This window comes from Roseateles sp. NT4 (assembly GCF_051857475.1).
In the GTDB taxonomy this organism is placed as follows: domain Bacteria; phylum Pseudomonadota; class Gammaproteobacteria; order Burkholderiales; family Burkholderiaceae_C; genus Pelomonas.
Genome location: NZ_JBPZGZ010000003.1, coordinates 151,728 through 172,499, shown reverse-complemented (window position 1 = coordinate 172,499; position 20,772 = coordinate 151,728). Strand labels below are relative to the sequence as shown.

17 protein-coding genes are annotated in these 20,772 nt (G+C 70.4%); 13 read left to right on the top strand and 4 right to left on the bottom strand.

The features are described from left to right. Positions 1 to 915 carry an alpha/beta fold hydrolase gene (locus ACS5PN_RS19695; protein ID WP_439465715.1) on the bottom strand — a complete coding sequence of 305 codons (915 nt, stop codon included), beginning with the start codon at positions 913 to 915 and terminating at the stop codon, positions 1 to 3. Next, the gene (yihA, locus tag ACS5PN_RS19690) at positions 875 to 1,591 is read right to left on the bottom strand and encodes a ribosome biogenesis GTP-binding protein YihA/YsxC (protein ID WP_439465714.1); all 717 of its coding nucleotides are present in this window, start codon (positions 1,589 to 1,591) and stop codon (positions 875 to 877) included. Before yihA ends, ACS5PN_RS19695 begins: the two co-directional genes overlap by 41 nt. A 70-nt stretch (positions 1,592 to 1,661) precedes the next feature. On the opposite strand from yihA, the gene ACS5PN_RS19685 reads away from it, so the two are divergent. The 11 genes from ACS5PN_RS19685 to ACS5PN_RS19635 all read left to right on the top strand — a co-directional run bounded on the left by ACS5PN_RS19685 (position 1,662) and on the right by ACS5PN_RS19635 (position 18,029). Then, the gene (locus tag ACS5PN_RS19685; RefSeq protein ID WP_439465713.1) at positions 1,662 to 2,282 is read left to right on the top strand and encodes a c-type cytochrome; all 621 of its coding nucleotides are present in this window, start codon (positions 1,662 to 1,664) and stop codon (positions 2,280 to 2,282) included. Between the two features lie 71 nt (positions 2,283 to 2,353). After that, positions 2,354 to 4,426: a cytochrome c biogenesis protein ResB gene (locus tag ACS5PN_RS19680; RefSeq protein ID WP_439465712.1), complete on the top strand. Its 2,073-nt coding sequence runs from the start codon at positions 2,354 to 2,356 to the stop codon at positions 4,424 to 4,426. Further along, positions 4,423 to 5,772 carry a c-type cytochrome biogenesis protein CcsB gene (gene ccsB / locus ACS5PN_RS19675; protein ID WP_439465711.1) on the top strand — a complete coding sequence of 450 codons (1,350 nt, stop codon included), beginning with the start codon at positions 4,423 to 4,425 and terminating at the stop codon, positions 5,770 to 5,772. Before ACS5PN_RS19680 ends, ccsB begins: the two co-directional genes overlap by 4 nt. Positions 5,773 to 5,775: 3 nt before the next feature. Beyond that, positions 5,776 to 7,446 (top strand): PAS domain-containing sensor histidine kinase, encoded by a 1,671-nt coding sequence (locus tag ACS5PN_RS19670; RefSeq protein WP_439465710.1) that lies wholly within the window; start codon positions 5,776 to 5,778, stop codon positions 7,444 to 7,446. Beyond that, positions 7,443 to 8,090 carry a response regulator gene (locus tag ACS5PN_RS19665; RefSeq protein ID WP_439465709.1) on the top strand — a complete coding sequence of 216 codons (648 nt, stop codon included), beginning with the start codon at positions 7,443 to 7,445 and terminating at the stop codon, positions 8,088 to 8,090. Before ACS5PN_RS19670 ends, ACS5PN_RS19665 begins: the two co-directional genes overlap by 4 nt. An 84-nt stretch (positions 8,091 to 8,174) precedes the next feature. Beyond that, positions 8,175 to 9,758: a response regulator gene (locus ACS5PN_RS19660; protein ID WP_439465708.1), complete on the top strand. Its 1,584-nt coding sequence runs from the start codon at positions 8,175 to 8,177 to the stop codon at positions 9,756 to 9,758. A 28-nt stretch (positions 9,759 to 9,786) separates the two neighbouring features. After that, complete coding sequence (locus ACS5PN_RS19655; protein WP_439465707.1) at positions 9,787 to 11,745, top strand: response regulator; 1,959 nt, start codon at positions 9,787 to 9,789, stop codon at positions 11,743 to 11,745. A gap of 37 nt (positions 11,746 to 11,782) precedes the next feature. After that, positions 11,783 to 12,754 carry a GGDEF domain-containing response regulator gene (locus ACS5PN_RS19650; protein WP_439465706.1) on the top strand — a complete coding sequence of 324 codons (972 nt, stop codon included), beginning with the start codon at positions 11,783 to 11,785 and terminating at the stop codon, positions 12,752 to 12,754. After that, positions 12,751 to 13,722, top strand: a complete 972-nt coding sequence (locus ACS5PN_RS19645; protein WP_439465705.1) for a diguanylate cyclase domain-containing protein — start codon at positions 12,751 to 12,753, stop codon at positions 13,720 to 13,722. Before ACS5PN_RS19650 ends, ACS5PN_RS19645 begins: the two co-directional genes overlap by 4 nt. Before the next feature lie 63 nt (positions 13,723 to 13,785). Further along, positions 13,786 to 14,766 (top strand): ABC transporter substrate-binding protein, encoded by a 981-nt coding sequence (locus tag ACS5PN_RS19640; RefSeq protein WP_439465704.1) that lies wholly within the window; start codon positions 13,786 to 13,788, stop codon positions 14,764 to 14,766. Positions 14,767 to 14,771: 5 nt separating this feature from the next. Beyond that, positions 14,772 to 18,029 carry an ATP-binding protein gene (locus ACS5PN_RS19635; RefSeq protein ID WP_439465703.1) on the top strand — a complete coding sequence of 1,086 codons (3,258 nt, stop codon included), beginning with the start codon at positions 14,772 to 14,774 and terminating at the stop codon, positions 18,027 to 18,029. On the opposite strand, the gene ACS5PN_RS19630 is transcribed toward ACS5PN_RS19635, so the two are convergent. Continuing rightward, positions 18,001 to 19,011 (bottom strand): sensor domain-containing diguanylate cyclase, encoded by a 1,011-nt coding sequence (locus ACS5PN_RS19630; RefSeq protein WP_439465702.1) that lies wholly within the window; start codon positions 19,009 to 19,011, stop codon positions 18,001 to 18,003. The genes ACS5PN_RS19635 and ACS5PN_RS19630 overlap by 29 nt on opposite strands. Positions 19,012 to 19,180: 169 nt before the next feature. On the opposite strand from ACS5PN_RS19630, the gene ACS5PN_RS19625 reads away from it, so the two are divergent. Then, positions 19,181 to 19,780: a DVUA0089 family protein gene (locus ACS5PN_RS19625; RefSeq protein ID WP_439465701.1), complete on the top strand. Its 600-nt coding sequence runs from the start codon at positions 19,181 to 19,183 to the stop codon at positions 19,778 to 19,780. Between the two features lie 24 nt (positions 19,781 to 19,804). Then, positions 19,805 to 20,254 carry a hypothetical protein gene (locus ACS5PN_RS19620; RefSeq protein WP_439465700.1) on the top strand — a complete coding sequence of 150 codons (450 nt, stop codon included), beginning with the start codon at positions 19,805 to 19,807 and terminating at the stop codon, positions 20,252 to 20,254. Positions 20,255 to 20,270: 16 nt separating this feature from the next. On the opposite strand, the gene ACS5PN_RS19615 is transcribed toward ACS5PN_RS19620, so the two are convergent. Next, positions 20,271 to 20,741, bottom strand: a complete 471-nt coding sequence (locus ACS5PN_RS19615) for an Lrp/AsnC family transcriptional regulator (protein ID WP_439465699.1) — start codon at positions 20,739 to 20,741, stop codon at positions 20,271 to 20,273. Between the last annotated feature and the right edge of the window lie 31 nt (positions 20,742 to 20,772).

The window sequence follows — 20,772 nt, the reverse complement described above, 5'->3', positions numbered from 1 at the left end:
TCAGCCCAGGCCGGTCTCGATCAACCGGGCCACCCGCTCGGGCTGCTCATGCAGCAGCCAATGCGTGCCGCCCGGCACACGCTCGATGCGCAGCTCGGGCACATAGGCTTCCAGCCCGTCGAGCAATGACGGTGGCAGGGCCGTGTCGACCTCGCCCCAGATCACCAGCGTCGGCACCCTCACCGTGACCAGTTCAGGCGGCAGCTGCACGGCCGCGGCGCCCGGATCGCCGGCCGTGGGCGGCCGCAGCGGCGAGGCCCGGTAATAGTTCAGCGCCCCGGTCAGGCCACGCGACCACACCTCGCGGTAGCGCGCGCGCTCTGCCTCGTCCAGCCAGGCCTCGCTGCCGCCCTGGTGGGTCAGCAGCTCGAACAGGCGCGCAAAGTCGTTGGCCGCATAGACGGCTTCCGCATCCGGCGCGGCCAGGTCATTCATGTAGGCGCTGGCCGCCTGCTGGGCCGGGTTGCGGGCCAGCTCGCGCAGGAACAGGGCCGGATGGGGCGAATTGATGATGACCAGGCGCTGCAGCAGCTCAGGCCTCTGGGCCGCCATATTCCACGCCAGGGCGCCGCCCCAATCGTGGGCGATCAGCGCATGCAGCGGCCCTGACCCGGTCTGGGCCACCAGCGCGGCCAGATCGGCCACCAGATGCTTGGCGCGGTAGGCCGCCACGTCGGCGGGCGCGCTGGACTCGCCGTAACCGCGCAGGTCCGGCGCCAGGCAGCGCCAGCGCTGGCCGAAGCCGGCCATGACGGCCTCCCAGACGAAGGACGCCTCGGGAAAGCCGTGCAGGAACAGCAGCCGCGGCGCATCCACCGGGCCGCAGGCGCGGCAGGCCAGCGTGACGCCGGGCGCCGTCGTGAAGCTCAGCCGCTCAAGCGTCGGCGGCGGCAGGTTCAGAGGCAGGGGCGGCATGGGTCCACTCGTGCAGGGCCAGGGCGACGTCGCCGACGCCGCTCTTCTTCAGCGCCGAGAACAGGGTCACTGCAATGTCCGAGTGCTCCGTCGACAGGCCGGCCAGGAACTCCGTCGTGCTGCGCAGGATGGCATCGGCTTCCTTGCGGTTGAGCTTGTCGGACTTGGTCAGCAGCACCAGCAGCTTGATCTCGCCGGTGGCGATGCGGGCGGCGACGAATTCCAGCAGTTGCTTGTCCAGGTCGGTCAGGCCCAGGCGGGAATCCACCATCAGCACGACGCCCGACAGGCTGCGCCTGACCTCCAGGTAGTCGGCCATGACCTTCTGCCAGCGCAGCTTGGCCGACTTGTTGACGGCCGCATAGCCATAGCCCGGCAGGTCGGCGAAGAGGGCGTCGGCCCTGTCCTTGGGCCCCAGCTCAAAGAGGTTGATGTGCTGGGTGCGGCCCGGCGTCTTGGACGCAAAAGCCAGCCGTTTCTGCTGGGCCAGCGTGTTGATGGCCGTGGATTTACCGGCATTGGAACGGCCGACAAAGGCAATTTCCGGCAGCTCGGTGGCGGGCAGATGGACCAGCTGGCTGGCGGTGGTCAGGAAGCGCGAAGTGTGCGTCCAGGCCAGGGCCAGCTTCTCGGTCATGGGTGCCGAGGCGGTGGCCTCAGGGATTTCGTTGGTCATGGCAGGGTCGGACGCTGTGATTCAGCATTGTAAAATTCTCGGGTTGCGCCCTTTGAGACCTCAAAAATCCATGAAGACTGTCGCTCTCCTCCTGTCGAGTCTGATGCTGGCCGCCACGGCTCACGCAAATGAGCCCGCCGCTGCCCCGGCCAAGCCCGACCTCGGCAAGGGCGGCACCATCTCCTCCCAGGTCTGCGCCGCCTGCCACACCGCCGACGGTTCGCGCGGCAGCCCCGCCAACCCCATTCTGCAGGGCCAGCACGCCGAATACCTGGCCAAGCAATTGGCCGAGTTCAAGTCCGGCAAGCGCAAGAACGCCGTCATGAGCGGCATGGCCGCCCCGCTGTCGGAAGAAGACATGCGCAATGTCGCTGCCTTCTATGCCTCAAAGACCGCCAAGCCCGGCTTCGCCAAGAACAAGGACAGCGTCGCCCTGGGCGAGAAGATCTACCGCGGCGGCATCGCCGAACGCAATGTGCCGGCCTGCGCCGGCTGTCACGGCCCGACGGGCTCGGGCATCCCGGCCCAGTACCCGCGCATCGGTGGCCAGCATGGCGACTATGTCGAGGCCCAGATGACGGCCTTCCGTGCCGGCAGCCGCGCCAATGGCCCGATGATGATGACCATCGCCGCCAAGATGAACGACAAGGAAATCAAGGCAGTGTCCGACTACATTGCAGGCCTGCGCTGAACCTCACGCAAGCCTTGAGGAACAAAGGCCGGTGACTTCCACCGGCCTTTTTTATTGCTGTTGATGCCCTGATGTCCGCCTCCGCCGCCCGCTCCTCGCCCGCCCGAGAACTGCTGGACCTGCTTGCGTCCATGCGCTTCGCCATCACGCTGCTCAGCGTGATCTGCATCGCCTCGGTCATCGGCACCGTGCTGCGCCAGAGCGAACCCATGGGCAACTACGTGAACCAGTTCGGCCCCTTCTGGGCCGAGGTGTTCGGCCGCTTGAGCCTGTACACGGTCTACAGCGCGCCCTGGTTTCTCGTCATCCTGACCTTCCTGGTCGTCTCCACCAGCCTGTGCATCGCCCGCAACGCGCCCAAGATCCTGGTCGACCTGAAGAGCTACAAGGAAGGTGTGCGCGAGCAGTCCCTGCAGGCCCACCACCACAAGGCCATCGGCGAGTTGCACAGCAACACGGCCATGGCCCTGGCCGAGATCGGCAAGGCCCTGTCCCAGCTGGGCTGGAAGGCCCGCGTGCAGCAGCGCGAGAACGGCACCATGATTGCGGCCCGCCGCGGCGCGGCCAACAAGATCGGCTATCTGTCGGCCCACTCGGCCATCGTGCTGATCCTCATCGGCGGCGTGCTGGACGGCAATGCCATGGTCAAGCTGGCCATGTGGGTGCAGGGCAAGCAGCTCTACACCGGCGCGGGCTTCGTGTCCGACATCAAGCCCGAACACCGCCTGTCCACTGGCAACCCGAGCTTCCGCGGCAATGTGTCGGTGGCCGAGAACCAGCGTCAGGGCATCGCCGTGCTGAGCCTGCCCAGCGGCGTGGTGCTGCAGGACCTGCCCTTCGACATCGAGCTGAAGAAGTTCAGGGTCGACTACTACCCCACCGGCATGCCCAAGAGCTTTGCCAGCGACATCGTCATCCATGACGGCACGACGCTGCGCGAAGCCACGGTCAAGGTCAACGAGCCCGTCATCCACAACGGCCTGGCCATCTACCAGAGCAGCTTCGAGGACGGCGGCAGCAAGCTCGAGCTCCAGGCCCGGCCGCTCGCCAGCACCGGCACGCCGGTCAAGATCGCCGGCCGCGTCGGAGCCAAGCTGGCTTTCGGCGACCAGACGCTGGAGCTGGACGGCCTGCGGGTCATCAACGTCGAGAACCTCGCCGGCGACAGCAATGCCAGTGGCGCCGATGTGCGCAAGGTCGACCTTGGCGAGTCCCTGGGCAAGCATCTGGGCAGCGGTGCCAAGACCAGCAGCGAAAAGACCCTGCACAACGTCGGCCCGAGCTTCAGCTACAAGCTGCGCGACGCCGCCGGCCAGGCCCGCGAGTACAACAACTACATGCTGCCCGTCGAACTGGACGGCCAGAAGGTCTTCCTCGCCGGCGTGCGCGACACGCCGGCCGAGAACTTCCGCTATCTGCGCATGCCGGCCGACGAGAACGGCGAGCTGGACGGCTGGCTGCGCCTGCGCCAGGCCCTGGCCGACCCGGTCCTGCGCGACAGCGCCGCCCAGCGCTATGCCACCGCTGCCACTCCCCCCAACCAGCCGCAGCTGACGCCACAGCTCAAGCTCACCGCCCAGCGCGCGCTGACCCTCTTCTCGGGCGCCGCCGCCAAGCCGGGCGATGAGGTGAAAGGCGGCTTGCCGGCGCTGTCGCAATTCATCGAGCGCGACGTGCCCGAGTCCGACCGCCAGCGCGTCTCCGAGGTGCTGCTGCGCATCCTCAACGGCAGCCTGTTCGAGCTGCACCAGCTGGCCCGCGAGCGTGCCGGCCTCGAGCCGGCGAGCACCGATACTGCCAGCCAGGGCTTCATGACCCAGGCCGTGCTGTCGCTGTCCGACAGCCTCTACTACCCCTCGCCGGCCCTGCTGCAGCTGCAGAACTTCGAGCAGGTCCAGGCCAGCGTCTTCCAGGTCGCGCGTGCCCCTGGCCAGAAGCTGGTCTATCTGGGCGCCCTCTTGCTCATCGTCGGCGTCTTCGCCATGCTCTACATCAAGGAGAGGCGGCTGTGGGTCTGGATCGCCCCCAGCGCCGACATGGGCGGCTCGCAGGTGCGCATGGCCATGTCCAGCACGCGTGAATCGCCCGACAACGCTAAGCTCTTCGCTCAGCTCAAGGCTGCAGTGCTCAAGGACCACGAATGAACACGACCACCTTCGACCTGCCGCGCCGCCATGTGCTGCAGCGCCGGGACGTCTTCGACTGGCTGTTCGCCGCCCTCGTCGTGCTCGGCGGCGGCTATGCCTTCAGCCGCTACAGCGCCAGCATGGACGGCTATGAGAAGGGCATCCTGCTGTGCGCCATGCCGGCCCTGGTCGCTCTCGGCTGGTTCTGGAAGCCGCTGCGCCTGCTCAGCCTGGCTGTGGGTGCCGCCACGCTGCTGGCCATCGGCCTCTATGCCCAGCACACCGACGGCTTCGGCGCCGACCTGGCCGCCGGCGAGAAGGTCTTCTGGCTGAAGTACATGCTGTCCAGCCAAAGTGCCATCTTGTGGATGAGCCTGTGCTTCTACCTGAGCACCCTCTTCTACTGGGGTGGCTTCTTCACCGGCGCCGGCCGCCACAGCATGGCCGAGACGGTGGGCTCCAAGCTGGCCTGGGGCGGCGTCTTCATGGCCCTGGTCGGCACCCTGGTGCGCTGGTACGAGAGCCACCAGATCGGCCCCGACATCGGCCACATCCCCGTCAGCAACCTCTACGAAGTCTTCGTGCTGTTCTGCTGGCTGACCACCACCTTCTACCTCTACTACGAGGCCCGCTTCGCGACGCGCTCGCTGGGGGCCTTCGTCATGCTGGTGGTCAGTGGGGCTGTCAGCTTCCTGCTCTGGTACACGGTGGCCCGCGAGGCCCAGGAGATCCAGCCCCTGGTGCCGGCCCTGCAGAGCTGGTGGATGAAGATCCACGTGCCCGCCAATTTTGTCGGTTATGGCAGCTTCGCGCTGGCGGCCATGGTGGCCCTGGCCTATCTGCTGAAGACAGCCACGAACGCAGCTTTGTGGAAGGGCCTGGTCGCCATGCCCGTCGGCATCGTCGTGCTGATCCTGGCCGTGCGCTTCGGCGCCAATGTCGACGCTGCGACCGCCACCGGCCTGACCGGCTGGGCCTACAAGATCGCCGGCGTCGCCGTCTTCCTGGCCATTGCCGTCGCGCTGCGCAGCCGCCTGAGCGCCCGCCTGCCCGAGCTGACCCAGCTCGACGACCTGATGTATAAGGCCATCGCCCTGGGCTTTGCCTTCTTCACCATCGCCACCATCCTGGGTGCCTTCTGGGCCGCCGAGGCCTGGGGCGGCTATTGGAGCTGGGACCCCAAGGAGACCTGGGCCCTGATCGTCTGGCTGAACTATGCGGCCTGGCTGCACATGCGGCTGATGAAGGGCCTGCGCGGCGCCGTGTCGGCCTGGTGGGCCCTGGTCGGCTTGCTGGTGACCACGTTTGCCTTCCTTGGCGTCAATATGTTCCTCTCCGGCTTGCACAGCTACGGTACGCTGTAGCGCATGCTTGAAGCGCCGGATCGCGAGCCCTGGACCCAGGCCGCGCCGGCCATCGCGGCGGCCCTGCCCGATCTCTGCTTCCTGATCGGTCCCGACCTGCGTTTCAGCGCTTGCAACCACCTCGACCACGCCGACCTGCACGCGCCCTGGGCGACGCTGCAAGGCCGCCCGCTACAAAGCGTCGGCCCGCCCGACCTGGCCCAGCGCTTCGCCGCCGCCTGCACCGCCAGCCCCCAGCGTCTGCGCTATGCCCTGCACACCCAGGCCGGCCGCCTGGCGCGCTTCGAGGCCAGCATCTCTCCCCTGCCGGACGGCGCCGGCTGGCTCTGCATGGCTCGCAACCTCGGGCCTCTGGACGCCGAACAGGCCCGCTATGCCCGCGCCATGCAGGGTGCCGCCGATGGCCTGTGGGAATGGGACATCGCCGCCCACAGTGAATACCTGTCGCCTCGTGCGCTGGCCTTGCTGGGCAGGCCAGGCCCCTTGGCCGAACAGCTGCACGCCGACGACCAGGGCCCCTGGCGGGCCGCGCTGCAATCGCATCTGCAGCACGGCGCGCCACTGGACATCGATCTGCGCCTGGCTGGGTCTGCACCACGCTGGCTGCGCTGCCGAGCCTGGACCGAACGCGACGCCCGCGGCCAGCCGGCCCGCGTGCTGGCCACGCTGTCCGACATCACCCTCGCCAAGTTCACCGAGCAGGCTCTGACCGACAGCCAGGCCAAGTTCCGCGCCCTCTTCCACACCGTGCCGGTCGGCATCGCGCTGTTCGATGTCGCCAGCGAAACCGTCATCGAATCCAACGACGAGCTCGGCCGCCTGCTGGGCTGGCCGACGCTGTCTGTCGTCGGCCAGACCGCCAAGGCGCTGGGCATGGCGCCGCTGCCGGGCATGGACGGCCGCACCGAGATCGATGACCGCGAACTGCGCCCGCATTCGGGCTGCCAGCTGCATGCCAAGCTGGTGGCCGAACCGCTGGAGCTGGGTGGCCGCTCGCTGCTGCTCTGCGTCGTCGTCGACATCTCGGTGCAGATCGACGCCGAGGCCGCGCTGTCGGCGCTGGCCGAGCAGCTGATGGACCAGGAAAGGCGCACCACCCAGCGCCTGGCCCAGGCCCTGCACGACCAGCTCGGGCAGAGCCTGACGGCCCTGCGGCTGATGCTCGACCTGGATGCCGCCGGCTCGCGCGAGCAGGCCCGCGCCCTCATCGCCCAGGCCCTGCGCGAGGTGCGCCAGGTCCTCGTCGATCTGCGCCCGCCGCTGCTGGAGGAAGAAGGCCTGGCGGCCGCGCTCGAAAACGAGATCGTCCAGCGCCGCGCCCTGCACCCGGACGTGCGCCTGTCGCTGGACATCGAGGAGGTGCTGTTGACGCAGCGCTGGCCGGTGCAGGTCGAGTACGCTCTGTTCATGATTGCCCGCGAAGGCCTGGAGAACGCGCTGCGCCATGCCCGACCCAACCAGGTCGGGGTGACGCTCTACGGCTTCCCGGACGAGATCGAACTCGGCGTGGCCGACGACGGCAGCGGCCTGGACGCCGACTTCGAACGCCGCCCCGGCCACCTCGGCCTCATCGGCATGCGCGAGCGCGCCCGCGCCATCGGCGCGAGGCTGGAACTGGGGCCAGGCGAGGGCGGCGGCACTCAACTCACCCTGCGCTGGCAAGCACCGGAATGACCCAGACCGCCCGCATCTACCTCGTCGACGATCACGCCATGGTGCGCCAGGGCCTGCGCGCCCTGCTGACCGAGGCCGGCCATGAGGTCGTCGGCGACAGCGGCGACATCACCGCCGCCCTGGCCGAGCTGCAGCAGCTGACGCCCGACATCGTCCTCGTCGACCTGTCCATCGGCCCGCGCTCCGGCATGGAGCTGCTGACCGAGCTGCAGCGCCGCCACCTGCCCATCCGGCCCCTGGTGCTGACCATGTCGGCCCAGCCGCGCCATGTCGGCATGGCCCTGAAGCTCGGCGCCTGCGGCTATGTGCTGAAGGGTTCGCCGTCGGAGGAGCTGCTGCAGGCCATCGAAGCCCTGCGCGCCGGCCGCAGACACCTCGGCCAGGGCGTCGCCGAACTGGCCGCCCGGGCGCTGGCTGAAGGCGCGGGCGACGACCCCTTTGCCAGCCTGTCGGTGCGCGAGCGCCAGGTCGTCACCATGGTGGTCGACGGCCATTCCAGCACCGAGATCGCCACCGCCCTGCACCTGTCGCCCAAGACGGTGGACAGCTACCGCAGCCGGCTGATGGCCAAGCTCGGGGCGCCCGACGTCACCGCACTCGTGAAACTGGCAATCCGTCACGGCCTCGTCAACAACGACGCCTGAGCCGCGCCGACCTAGGCGCCCTGACAACCGACATCAAGAACTCCCGGCATCGTCCAGGGGGGTGGGAACCTAGATTGCCTACCCATGAATGCCGCCGAACTCCCTCTGGACGAAGCCCAGCGCCTGCAATGCCTGGCCGAACTCGGCCTGAGCGAGCCGCCGGCCGAACCGGAGCACGACGCGGTGCTGGATGGCCTGGTGCGCTGCGCGGCCCATCTGCTGGGGTTCCCGATTGCGCTGATCAGCCTCGTCGGCGAGCGCCGCATGTGGTTCAAGGCCCGCTACGGCACCGACGCCATCGACTGCGAACGTGACCCGTCCTTCTGCGCCCACACCATCCGCGGCAAGACCCTCTTCGAAGTGCCTGACGCCGCGGCCGACGCGCGCTTCGCCAGCAACCCCTGGGTCATCGGCGAAACCCGGTTGCGCGCCTATGCCGGCCTGCCCATCCGCCTCGGCAATTTGACCCTGGGCGCCCTGTGCGTCGGCGACACCGTGCCGCGCCGCCTGGACGCCGTCCAGGCCACGCTGTTGGTCGACATCGCCAAGGCCGTCGAGGCCTGGTTCGCCCACCGCCGCGAGCATGTCGACCTGCTGGCCAGCCAGGCCCGGCTGCAGGCCCAGGCGGAATTGCTGGGGCGCCTCAGCAGCGAGACGCCCGGCCTGCTGTTCCAGTACCGCAGCCAGCCCGGCGGCAGCGGCGAACTCGGCTTCGTCAGCGCCCAGGCCGAGCACATCTTCGGCCCCGTGGCGCCATTGCGGCCCGAGGGCCTGCGCGTCTTCGCCGAGCGCGTCCACCCCGAGGACCTGCCCGGCCTGCTGAACGGCATGCGCGAGGCCGAGGCCCGCCAGCAGCCCTGGCAGCGCCTGTTCCGCGTCCACCTGCCCGGTGCCGCCAGGCCCACCTGGCGCTCCGGCCGCGCCAGCCCCTCGCTGCAGGCCGACGGCAGCGTGCTCTGGCACGGCTTCATCGCCGACGTTGACGAGCACATCGAGATCGAGAACCTGCGCCGCGACAAGCTCGCTGCCGAGGAGGCCAGCGCGGCCAAGAGCGCCTTCCTGTCGCGCGCCAGCCATGAACTGCGCACGCCGCTGAACGCCGTCATCGGCTTCAGCCAGCTGCTGCTGCTCAGCCAGGACGAGCCGCTGGCCCCACGCCAGCAGGAGCGCATCGAATGGGTGCTGGACTCGGCCAAGCGCCTGCACCAGCTCGTCGACGGCCTGCTCGATGTCGACCGGGCCCAGCAGGGCCGGCCGTCGGCCACCGACGCCGAGCCCGGCGGCACCCGCACCGTCACCCTGCTGTATATCGAGGACGAGCCGCTCAACACCCTGCTCGTTCAGGAAGCCCTGCGCGACCGCAGCGACTGGCGCGTGCTGCACGCCGCCGACGGCAGCGCCGGCCTGGCCCTGGCCAAGGCCCAGAGGCCCGAGGTCGTGCTGACCGACATCAACCTGCCGGGCTTGTCGGGCCTGGACGTCGTCCGGGGGCTGCGCGCAGACGCGGCCCTGGCCGGCACACTGTGCATCGCGCTGTCCGCCGACGCGACGCCCGGCCAGATCGACCGCGCCATGCAGGCCGGCTTCGACGACTACTGGACCAAGCCGCTGGACATCCTCGCGCTCGCCGGCCGTCTGGCCGACGCCCTCATGCGCCACGGCCACTGAACCGAATGCTTCTCAGGGAGAGAACATGATGACTGCCACCACGACGAACCCCAGGTTCGCAGCCCCGCCCCACAAGCCGCGTGTGATCTGGCGCCCGGCCACCACCACGGCCCGCACGCCCGCCGAGCGCGCCTGCCTCATCCATCTGCTCGTCGTCGACGACGATGTAGCCGTCATCGAGTACCTGGGCCAGCTGCTGAAAGGCTTCGCCCAGGTCAGCTTCGCGACCACCGGCGAAGACGCGCTGCGCCTGGCCGAACAGCACCGCCCCGACCTCGTGCTGCTGGACGTCGACCTGCCTGGTCTCGGCGGCTTCGAGGTCTGCCGCCGCCTGCGCGCCACGCCGGGCCTGGCCGAACTGCCCATCATCTTCGCAACCTCGCACGCCGATGCCGGCACCGAGGCGAGCGCCCTTGAGCTGGGCGCCGACGACTTCCTGCGCAAGCCTTTCGACGACGTGCAGGTGCTGGCGCGGCTGCGCACCCAACTGCGCGCCGCCGCCGAGCGCCCGGACAAGCCCGAGGCCAGGTCCGCCAGCCGCACCCGCATCCTCATCATCGACGACGACGCCACCAGCATCCAGCTGGTGCGCAGCCTGCTGGCCGATGTCGGTGAATGCCATTTCGCGCTGAACGGCACCCAGGCCCTGAGCCTCGTCGGCGAACTCAAGCCCGACCTCATCCTGCTGGACATCGACCTGCCCGACAGCGACGGCTTCCGCATCTGCAAGAAGCTGCGCGCCGACCCCGCCCTGGGCCAGGTGCCCATCATGTTCCTGACCAACTCCCACACCATCGGCCATGAGGCGCGGGCCCTGGCCCTGGGCGGCGACGACTTCGTGCGCAAGCCCTTCAGCGCGCCGGTGCTGTGCGCCCGCGTGCGCCGCCTCGTCGACCGCAAGCGCTCGCTGGAGCACTACCTCGACCAGGTCGACCACCGCCACCGCCAGATCAGTGACGGCCGCGTCGCCGCCGTCGTCGAGGCCTGCAAGGACGCCATCGTCGCGGCCGACACCCAGGGCCGCATCGTCATGGCCAATGCCGCCGCCTGCGGCCTGCTCGGCATGCAAGCGCAAGCCGTGGACGGCGCCCGCCTGGCCGAGCTGCTGGTCTGCGACAGCCATGGCCACGACTGCGTCTGCGGCGCCAACGGCCAGCACATCCCCGTCGAGGTCAGCACCTCCACCCAGGGCGAAGGCGCCGACGCGCTGACCATCCACGTGCTGCGCGACACCCGCGAACGCGACCGTGCCCTGGCCATGGCGCGCCGCCAGACCGAGGCCGCCGCCGCGCGTCGCGCGACCACCTCCATGCTGTCCTACATCGCCCACGAGATCGGCAACCCGGTCAACGTCATCAAGGGCTTTGCCCAGCTGATGCAGGCCGAGCGCCTGAGCGCGGGCCAGGCCGACAAGCTCGCCCACATCCTCGAAGCCGTCGGCCACCTGTCCAGCCTGCTGGCGGACGTCACCGACGTCGCCAGCATGGAGTCGGGCCAGTTCCACGTCGAGCTCAAGGATGTCGAGCTCAGGGCCCTGACCGAGCAGGCCTGCGAGCCGGCCGCCGCCCAGGCCGCCGCCGCCGGCATGCAGCTGCGCGCGACGGCGGCCGCAGCACCCGTCCGGGTGCGAGCCGACGCCCGGCGCCTGCGTCAATGCCTGGACAACCTGCTGTCCAACGCCATCAAGTACGCCCGCGACGGCCAGCGCATCGAGGTCGAACTCGAGACGCGCGGCGACCAGGTCGCCCTGGCCGTGCAGGACCACGGCTGCGGCCTCAGCGAAGACCAGCTCGCCCATCTCTTCGAACCCTACAACCGCCTCGGCCGCGCCGGCGGCGGCATCCCCGGTACGGGCCTGGGCCTGACGCTGACCCGCGACCTCGTGCAGGCCATGGGCGGCCGGCTGGAGGTGCAAAGCCAGCCCGGCCAGGGCTGCCGTTTCGAAATCCTGCTGGCCGCCAGCCAGCCCACAGACAACCCTGGTTGACTCGCCCCTACCGTGCGGCCCCACAATGGGTCGCGCCATGCCCTTGACCCTGCCCAGCACCATCCACCCCGCGGCGCCCAGCGCCCTGGCCAGCCGGCTCGACAGCCTGCTGCCGGCCCTGTCGGACGCGCGCGTGCTGCTCGTCGATGACGACCCCGGCATGATCCAGATGCTGGGCCGGCTGCTGTCGGGCTACAGCCAGCTGCGCTTCGCGATGGACGGCGTGCAGGCCCTGGCCATCGCCCAGACTTGGCAGCCCGAACTGGTGCTGCTGGATGCCGAGATGCCGGTCATGGACGGCTTCGAGGTCTGCCGCCGCTTGAAGGCCGACCCGCTGCTGGCCGAGGTGCCCGTCATCTTCGTCACCCAACACACCGATGCCCGCGTCGAGGCCGCCGTCTTCGAGCTGGGCGCGGCCGACTTCGTCGCCAAGCCCGTGGCCGGCCCGGCCCTGCGCGCCCGCGTCGCCATGCAGCTGCGCCTGCACCGCACCGCCCAGCGCCTGTTGCGCCTGTCCCGCCGCGACCCGCTCACCGGCCTGGCCGAGCGCAGCCAGTTCGACGAGGAGCTGGACCTGGAATGCCGCCGCGCCCGCCGCAACGGCCAGCCTCTGGCGTTGCTGCTCGCCAGCCTCGAGGGTCTGGCCGCCTACCGGGAACGCCACGGCCGCGCCGCCGCCGACAACGCGCTGCGCCACGTTGCCGGGCTGGCCCAGCAGGCCCTGCAGCGGCCGGCAGATCTGGTCGCCCGCCACGGCGACGAAGTCTTCGCGCTGCTGCTGCCCGACACCACCGGCGCCGGCGCCGTTGCGCTGGCCGCCCGCCTGCAGCAGTCCCTCGCCAGCGACGGCGAGCTGGCGCTGGCCATCGGCATCGGCCTGCTGCTCGGTGACGGCGACCCGGCCGCCGCCGCAGCGGCTGCCCTTGCCGCCGCGCAGTCGGCGGGCCCGGGCCGCGTCTACATCAGCGCGGCCGCCCCGGACGGCCACGAAGCACCGTTCGCCACATGAAGCTGCCCGCCCCCGACACCTGGCCCGCTGAGCTGGACACGCGCCGGAGCCTGCTGCTCGTCGACGACGACGCTGCCAGCGTGCAGGTGCTGGCCCGCATGCTGAACGGCCTTGGCGAGGTGCGCTTCGCGCTGTCCGGCGAAGACGCGCTGCGCCTGGCCCGCGAGAGCCCGCCCGACCTCATCCTCGTCGACGCCGAGATGCCCGGGCTGTCGGGCTTCGAGGTCTGCAGCACGCTGCACGCCGACCCGCTGCTCACCGACGTGCCCGTCATCATCATCACGGGCCACACCGAGGTCGCCGTCGAGGTGGCCGGCTTCGCGGCCGGGGCGGCCGACTTCATCCGCAAGCCGCCGGTGGCCGAGGTCGTCGTCGCCCGCGCCCGCACCCAGTTGCGCCTGAAGGCCCTGGGCGACGCGCTGCGCGCCTCGGCGTTGACCGACGGCCTGACCGGCCTGGCCAACCGGCGCCGCTTCGACCAGGACCTGCGCATCGAATGCGAGCGCGCCCGCCGCGGCCACGACAGCGTCGCCCTGCTGCTCGTCGATGTCGACCACTTCAAGCGTTTCAACGACCACTACGGCCATGTCGCCGGCGACGCCTGCCTGCGCCAGATCGCGTCAGCCATCCGCGCCAGCATCCGCCGCCCCGCCGACCTGGCCGCACGCTATGGCGGCGAGGAGTTCGCCGTGCTGCTGCCGCAGACCGATGCGGCCGGCGCCCGCGCCATGGCCCAGCGCATCGTCGACGCCGTCGCCGCCCTGGCCCTGCCGCACGCCGGCGCGCCGCAGCCCTGCCTCGTCAGCGTGTCGGTCGGCTGGGCCGCGGTGCGGCCCGACGCGGACGGCGAGGTGGTGCAGACGCGCGGCGAGTCCCTCATCGAGAGTGCCGACCGCGGCCTCTATGCCGCCAAGGCCGCGGGCCGGGGCCGTGTCGGCGAAGCCAACGAGGCGCATGCCGACGCCTGATCGCCAGTCAGGCAAGCCTTGCAAGAGCGGCGAAGATGGCGCATCGCCAGACAAGGCATCGACATGCTGCTGACCTCCTGTTTCACCTCACCCTTGCGCCGCTGGGTCGCCGGGCTGTTGGCGGGCCTGGCCGCCTGCGCAACCCAGGCCGCGCCCCTGGTCATCGCCGTCGGCGACTCGACGCTGTTCGCGCCCATGCAGCTGGCCGCCCAGGAGGGCTACTTCGCGGCCGAGGGCCTGGAGGTGCAGGTCATCGGCTGCGTCAACGGCCGGCGCTGCCTCAAGCACCTGACCGATGGCGAGGCCCAGGTTGCGACCGTGGCCGACACGCCCCTGGTCTTCGCCCTGCACGCCGGCCATCGCTTCGACATCATCGCCACCTTCGGCAGCTCGGCGCGTGACGCTTCGCTGATCGCGCGCACCGACCGCGGCATCAGCAAGCCGGCCGACCTCGCCGGCAAGCGCATCGGCGTCGTGCGCGGCACCAGCGCCCACTACTTCACCAATGTCTTCCTGCTCGTCAATGGCGTGCCGCGCGACTCGGTCAACCTGGTCTTCATCGACCCCAACCGCGGCGGCGACCCGCTGCTGCGCGGCGAGGTCGATGCCGCCGGCCTCTACCGCCCCGCTGGCCCCCACACGCTGGAGCAGCTCGGGGCCAAGGGCGTGCAGCTGCCCACGCTGCGCCCCTATACCGTCATGGTCAACCTCGTCGCCCAGCCCGGGCTCAGCCAGGACACCCTGCTGCGCCTGCTGAAAGCAACGCGGCGCGGCGTGGCCCTGATCAACGACCAGCCTGCCCGCGCCCACGAACTGCTGGCGGCGCGCTGGAAGGTCGACGTCCGCAACGCGGCCAGCCAGCTCGACGGCTACGACTTCCGCCTCGGCCTGGACCAGAACCTGCTGTCGACGCTGGAAGCCGAATCGCGCTGGGCCATCCGCGAAGGCCTCGTTGAGGGTCGGACGGTGCCGGACTATCTCGAGCTGATGCGAGTCGAGCCGCTCAGGGCTCTCGATCCCCGCGCAATGACCATCATCAAGTAGCCGACATGCGCCTGCGTCCCGCCCTGATGACCTGCGTGGTCGCGGCGCTGCTGGTGGTCGGCGCGCGGCTGACCAGCATTGCCATCGAGCGCCAGGCCTCGGCCATGAACGACGCCCAGCGCGAGACGGTCGAGGTCATTGCGCGCGACGCCGCCGGGCTGCTGGTGCTGACCCAGGACTACGGCCTCTACCGCAGCGAGCGTGCGGCGCGGCAATGGAACCTCGTGCACCAGCGCCTGAGCCGCGCCCTGCACGACTACGCCGCGGCCGACGCCGCCAGCGCCGAGCAGGTCGAGGACCTGCAGGACACGGCCCGCAATCTGCCGCAGATCTTTGCCGCGCTGCGCCAGGCCTCGCAGATGCCCGTCGCCGATCTCGACGGTGCCGCGCGCCGCGAGACGCTGACCGACCAGCTCGTCAACGAAACCCGCCGCGTCAGCGACGGTGCCTTCGAGCTGTCGCGCGATCTCGTCGAGGCGCGGCGCCGCGATGCGACGCGCCAGCGCTGGCTGGCGGTGATCACGCAGACCACGCTGCTGGCGCTGACCTTGCTGCTGGCCGGCCTGTTGCTGCGCCGCGTGCTGGCGCCCATCGACAGGCTGCGCAGCGTCGCCAAGGCCGTCGAGGGGGGCGACCTCGCTGCCCGCAGCGAGCTCAAGAGCGGGGACGAACTGGGCCAGCTGTCCCAGGCCCTGGATGCGATGACGGCCGCACTGCAGCAGCGCGATGCGGCCCTGCGCGACAGCAACCGCCAGCTCGAGCGCAACGAGGCCTTCCTGGAACGAGCCGGCCAGATGGCGGGCGTCGGCGGCTGGGAGCTGGACCTGGTCAGCAACCGGCTCAGCTGGACGGCCCAGACCCATGCCATCCACCACTTGCCGCCGGGCGGCGAACTGGACACCGACGCGGTGCTGCGCAGCTTCATGCCCGACTCCGAGCACAGGCTGCGCGAGGCCATGGCCCGGGCCGCCAGCACCGGCGAGGGCTGGGACCTGGAGCTGGAGCTGCTGGCGCCGGACGGTCAGCTGCGCTGGCTGCACTCCGTCGGCGCTACCGAAAGCGAGGCCGGCCGGGTGGTGCGCATGGTGGGCGCGGTACAGGACATCACCGAGCGTCGCGCCACGGCCGACACCCTGCGCCGCGCCATGCAGGCGGCCGATGCGGCGAGCGCCGCCAAGAGCGACTTCCTGGCCAATATGAGCCACGAGATCCGCACGCCGATGAATGCCGTCATGGGCCTGAGCTTCCTGCTCGAACGTACCGATCTGGACACCGGCCAGCGCGACCTGCTGGCCAAGATCAGCAGCGCCAGCCGCTCGCTGCTGGATGTCATCAACGCGGTGCTGGACCTGTCCAAGATCGAGGCCGGCGAGATGGTGCTGGAGGCCACGCCTTTCGACCCGCAGGCGCTGCTGCGCGACGTCGCCAGCCTGTTCCAGCCCCAGGCCGAGGCCAAGCGCATCGCGCTGACCCTCGACCTCGACACCGCCCTGCCACCGCTGCTGCTGGGCGACGCGGCGCGGCTGCGCCAGATCATCGGCAATCTGGTGTCCAACGCCATCAAGTTCACCGCCGAAGGCGAGGTGAGCGTCAGCCTGCGCTGCGCCGACGTCCAGGCGCGCCCGCTGCAGTTGGAACTCGCGGTGCAGGACAGCGGCATCGGCATCCCGGCCGAGGCGCTGTCACGCCTCTTCACGCCCTTCACCCAGGCCGACAGCTCGACCTCGCGCCGCTATGGCGGCACCGGCCTGGGACTGTCCATCGTCAAGCAGCTGTGCGAGCTGATGGGCGGCCAGGTCGGCGTCAGCAGCAGCCCCGGCGCGGGTACCCGCTTCGTCGTGCGCCTGCCCTTCGAGCCGGCCCAAGGCCTGAGCCTGGCCACGCGGTCGCTGAGCCTGCTGCTGGCCAGCGACGACGTCACCCAGCGCGATGCGCTGCAGCGGCTGTGCATCGACCTCGGCTGGCAGGTGGAGCCGCTGGGGGACGCCATGGCACTGGCTGCGCGCCTGGACCGCCCGGCACCCGACCTCGTGCTGCTCGACCACCGCCTGCTGCAGAGCGTGGCGACGGCAGAGCAGCAGAACCTGCAGGCTCGCCTGGCCGGGTGGCCCTGCGTGCTGATGAGCCGCAGTGCCGGCGTGGGCCAGCTGCGCCTGCCCGCCGATGTCTCCGCCCTCTTCGACGCCGTGCAGGTGGCCCTGGCCGGGCACGACGCGCCCCTGCCCCTGCTGGCCAACGCGCGCGGCGCCACGACGGTGCAGCGCCTGCCCGGCGTGCGCGTGCTGGTGGCCGACGACAGCGCCATCAACCTCGAGGTGGCCCAGCGCATCCTGGCGCAGGAGGGCGCCCTCGTCACGTTGGCCCAGGACGGTGCCCAGGCCGTGGCACGGCTGCGCGCCGAGCCGGCCGGCTTCGACGCCGTGCTGATGGATGTGCAGATGCCGGTGCTCGACGGCCTGGCCGCGGCGCGCAGCATCCGCGACGAACTCGGCCTGCAGCAACTGCCCATCGTCGCGCTGACCGCCGGCGCCCTGCTCAGCGAGCGCCAGCGCGCACTGGACGCCGGCATGAACGGCTTCATCAGCAAGCCCTTCGACCCTGCCGGCCTCGTGCAGCTGCTGCGCGAGCATATCGAACGCGCCCAGGGCCGGAGCCTGCCGGTCGCGGCCCGCAGCGGCGACACGCCGGCGGACCGCAGCTGGCCCGATCTCGAGGGCGTCGACAGCGACGAGGCCAGCCAGCGCCTGCAGGGCGATGTGGACTTCTTCGCCCGGCTGCTGGAGCGTCTGCTGGACGAGTTTGCCGACCTGGCAACACCGGCGCCGCTGGACGCCGCGCAGGCGGCGGCGCGACTGCACAAGCTCGGCGGCGGCGCCGGCCTGCTGGCAGCCCGGGCGCTGCGCGAGGCCGCCATGCGCGGCGAGACCCACGCCCGTGCGGGGGACGACTTCAGCGCCGACCTGGCAGATGTTGCGCGGCAACTCACCGCACTGACAGCACAGGCTCGCCCCTGGCTGCAAAGCCGCCGCAGCGCCGCGGCGCCGGCTACGGCAGGCCCCCTGGACGCCCAGGCCCTGGCGCGGCTGAAGCAGGCGCTGCAAGCCCAGGACCTGGCCGCGCTGGACCTGTTCAAGCCGCTAGCCCCGGCGCTGCGCGCGGCCTGTGGCGAGACCGGCTTCGAGCGACTGAGCCGGGCGCTGGACCGGCTGGACTTCAACTCAGCCTTGAGCGAGCTCAGCCCTGCTGGCGCCGCACCAGCTTGACGCGGTACATCGCCGCGTCGGATTCGCGCAGCACCTGCTCGCTGTCGACCTGGTTGGGGTCCAGACAGGACACGCCGACGCTGGCACCGGCGTAATCGATGGCACCGTCACCCGCCGCATGGTGGCCCACCGTGGCCAGGGCCAGGCGTTGCTGCAGCAGGCGCGCGGCCACGGCGCCATCCTCGCCGAGCTTGGGCCCCAGGCCGATGACGACGAACTCGTCGCCGCCCATGCGCGCCAGCACGTCGCCACCGCGCAGCGCCGCCTGCAGGCTGGCAGCCACGGCGCACAGGAACTCGTCGCCGGCGTCGTGGCCGCGCGTGTCGTTGATCTGCTTGAAGCCGTCCAGGTCGATGGCGCCGGCCAGCAGCCAGCTGCCGGTGCGCTGGGCCAGGGCGCGCAGGCGCGTCAGCTCCAGCATCAACGCACGACGGTTCAAGAGGCCGGTCAGCGAGTCGGTCAGGGCCTGGGTCTTGAGCTCGGCGTTCAGCCGCTGCAGCTTCTCGACGAGACGCTCACGCTCCACATGCTGCTCGATGAGGCGGGCGAACAGGCTGAGTACATGCTCGGCCGCCGGCGTCATGGGCCGGCGCTGCGAGCTGGCCGCGCACAGCGTGCCGTAGAGGGCCCCCTCATCGGTACGCACCGGCGTGCTGACATAGGTCTGAATGCCGAGCTCGCGCGCCGCGCCGGAGTCGCCCCAGATGCCGGCCACATCGTCGGTATAGGGCCGGTTCTCGTCCAGCGCCCGCTTGCACAAGGTGTCGCCCCAGGGCACCGACAGGCCTTCGGGAATCTGCAGCTCCTTGGAGTTGCGCGCATAGACGACATGCTGCAGGCCCTCGGCGAGGTCGATGGTCGTCAGATAGGTCGACTCCAGGCCCGTGACGGCCTCCAGCATCTCCAGCAGCGGGCGGGTCAGGTCTTCCAGCGTGCGGGCGGAGGAGACGGAATCGGAGAGCTGGGCGAAGAAGGAGTCCATGGCCGGCGGCGAGTGACGACCGACCGACTGTAGACAGCCCGCAGCCAGGTTGCCAAGAGACATGGATTGAGGACCAGCCCCCCGCGAACGGTGCAGGACGGAGGTTCTAGGGGTCGACGCTGGCCGAGCCCGACGCGCAGCATGCCTCGCGCCTCGACAAGGAGTTGCCATGCCGTCCCGATACGCTGCCACGCTTGCCGCCATGATGGTCTGCACGGCCGCGCCGGCCGCCACGCTGTCCGCGCAGGGGCTGCTGGCGGCCGACAACCCGAACGACGTCGCGCTGATCGAGTTCGAGACCAGCGCCGCCGCCGCCCTCGACGCCCAGACCTGGAGCTTCGGCGGGGGCGTCAATGCCGCCGGCCAGGCCGTCGCGGCGGGCGGCTTCGATCCCTATGTGTCGCTGTTCGCGGGCTGGGGCGGTGCAGCCACCTTCCTGGTCTCGAATGACGACGGCCTGTGCCCGCCCGGTACGGCCGCGCCCAGCTGCGCCGATTCGACGCTGCACGTCGGCTCCCTGCCGGCGGGGCGCTACACGATCGCCATCAGTCAGCCCGCCAACTTCTCCTTCGCCGAGAACCTGGGCAGCGGCACGCTGGGCGACGGTTTCATCGGACTGGCGGCGAGCTGGTCCGGCGGCGCCTGCGCGGCCAGCTGCAGCAGCGCCTATGCGGTCGACATCACCTCGACCGCCCTCGTGCCCGAACCCGGTGCAGCGCTGCTGCTGGCGCTGGGCCTGTTGACGCTGGCGCTGCGCCGGCACGTTTGACGCGATCCCTCGAAGGAGACTTTCATGCGACTGCTGTCCACCCTCGCCTGCGCCGCGCTGTCGGTCCTGGCCCTCACGCCCGCGCTGGCTGCCACCAAGGCGGCGCTGGTCGAATCGGTGCTGCCGAGCCGGCCCTTCCAGGACTCGGCCAACGGCAGCGCCAACTACGTCACCGTCGGCCCAACCACCGCCGGCAGCACGCTGGGCGTCACCTCGATCACGCTGACCAACCTCGGCTCCACCGACCGCACGATCTTCGTCTTCGCCCCCGTGCTGGCCGGCGGCCAGATCTGCGGCAGCACCAACGTCATCGGTGGCAGCACGCCGCGTTTCTACGTCCATGTGCCGGCCAACCAGACGGTGCACCTCACGTATCCGACGCCGTTGGTCTACCCCGGCGTGGGCGGCCAATCCTGCGTAGCCTTCGGCGGCGCGCAGAGCGTCGACATCTCGGTGAACGGTTTCCTGAACTGAGCCCGAGCCGCTTGACTCAGTCCACCGGGAGCGCCGTCTCGTACTTGACCTCGCGCAGCACGACGTTGCTGCGCACACTGCTCACGCCCGGCAGCTTGAAGATGTGCTGCTGCAGGAAGAGGTCGTAGGCCTTCATGTCGGCCGCGACGACCTTGATGACGTAGTCGGCCTCGCCGGTGATGGCATGGCATTCGATGATCTCGCGCCGCGTGGACACCAGCTGCTCGAATTGCTCCACCGCGCCTTCGCTGTGCCGCACCAGGCTGACGTTGGCCAGCACCAGGATGGACAGGCCGATCTTCTCCCGGTCCACCAGCACCACCTGGCCGCGGATGACGCCGCGGTCCTCCATGTCCTTGACGCGCCGCCACACCGGCGTGGCCGACAGGCCAACCTGCTCGGCCAGGGCCTGGGTCGACAGCCGCGCATCGGCCTGCAGGGCCTCCAGGATCTGCAGGCTGGCGCGGTCGAGTGGGTTTTGTTCCATGAAATGCCTCTTTGGAGAAGAATCATCTCAT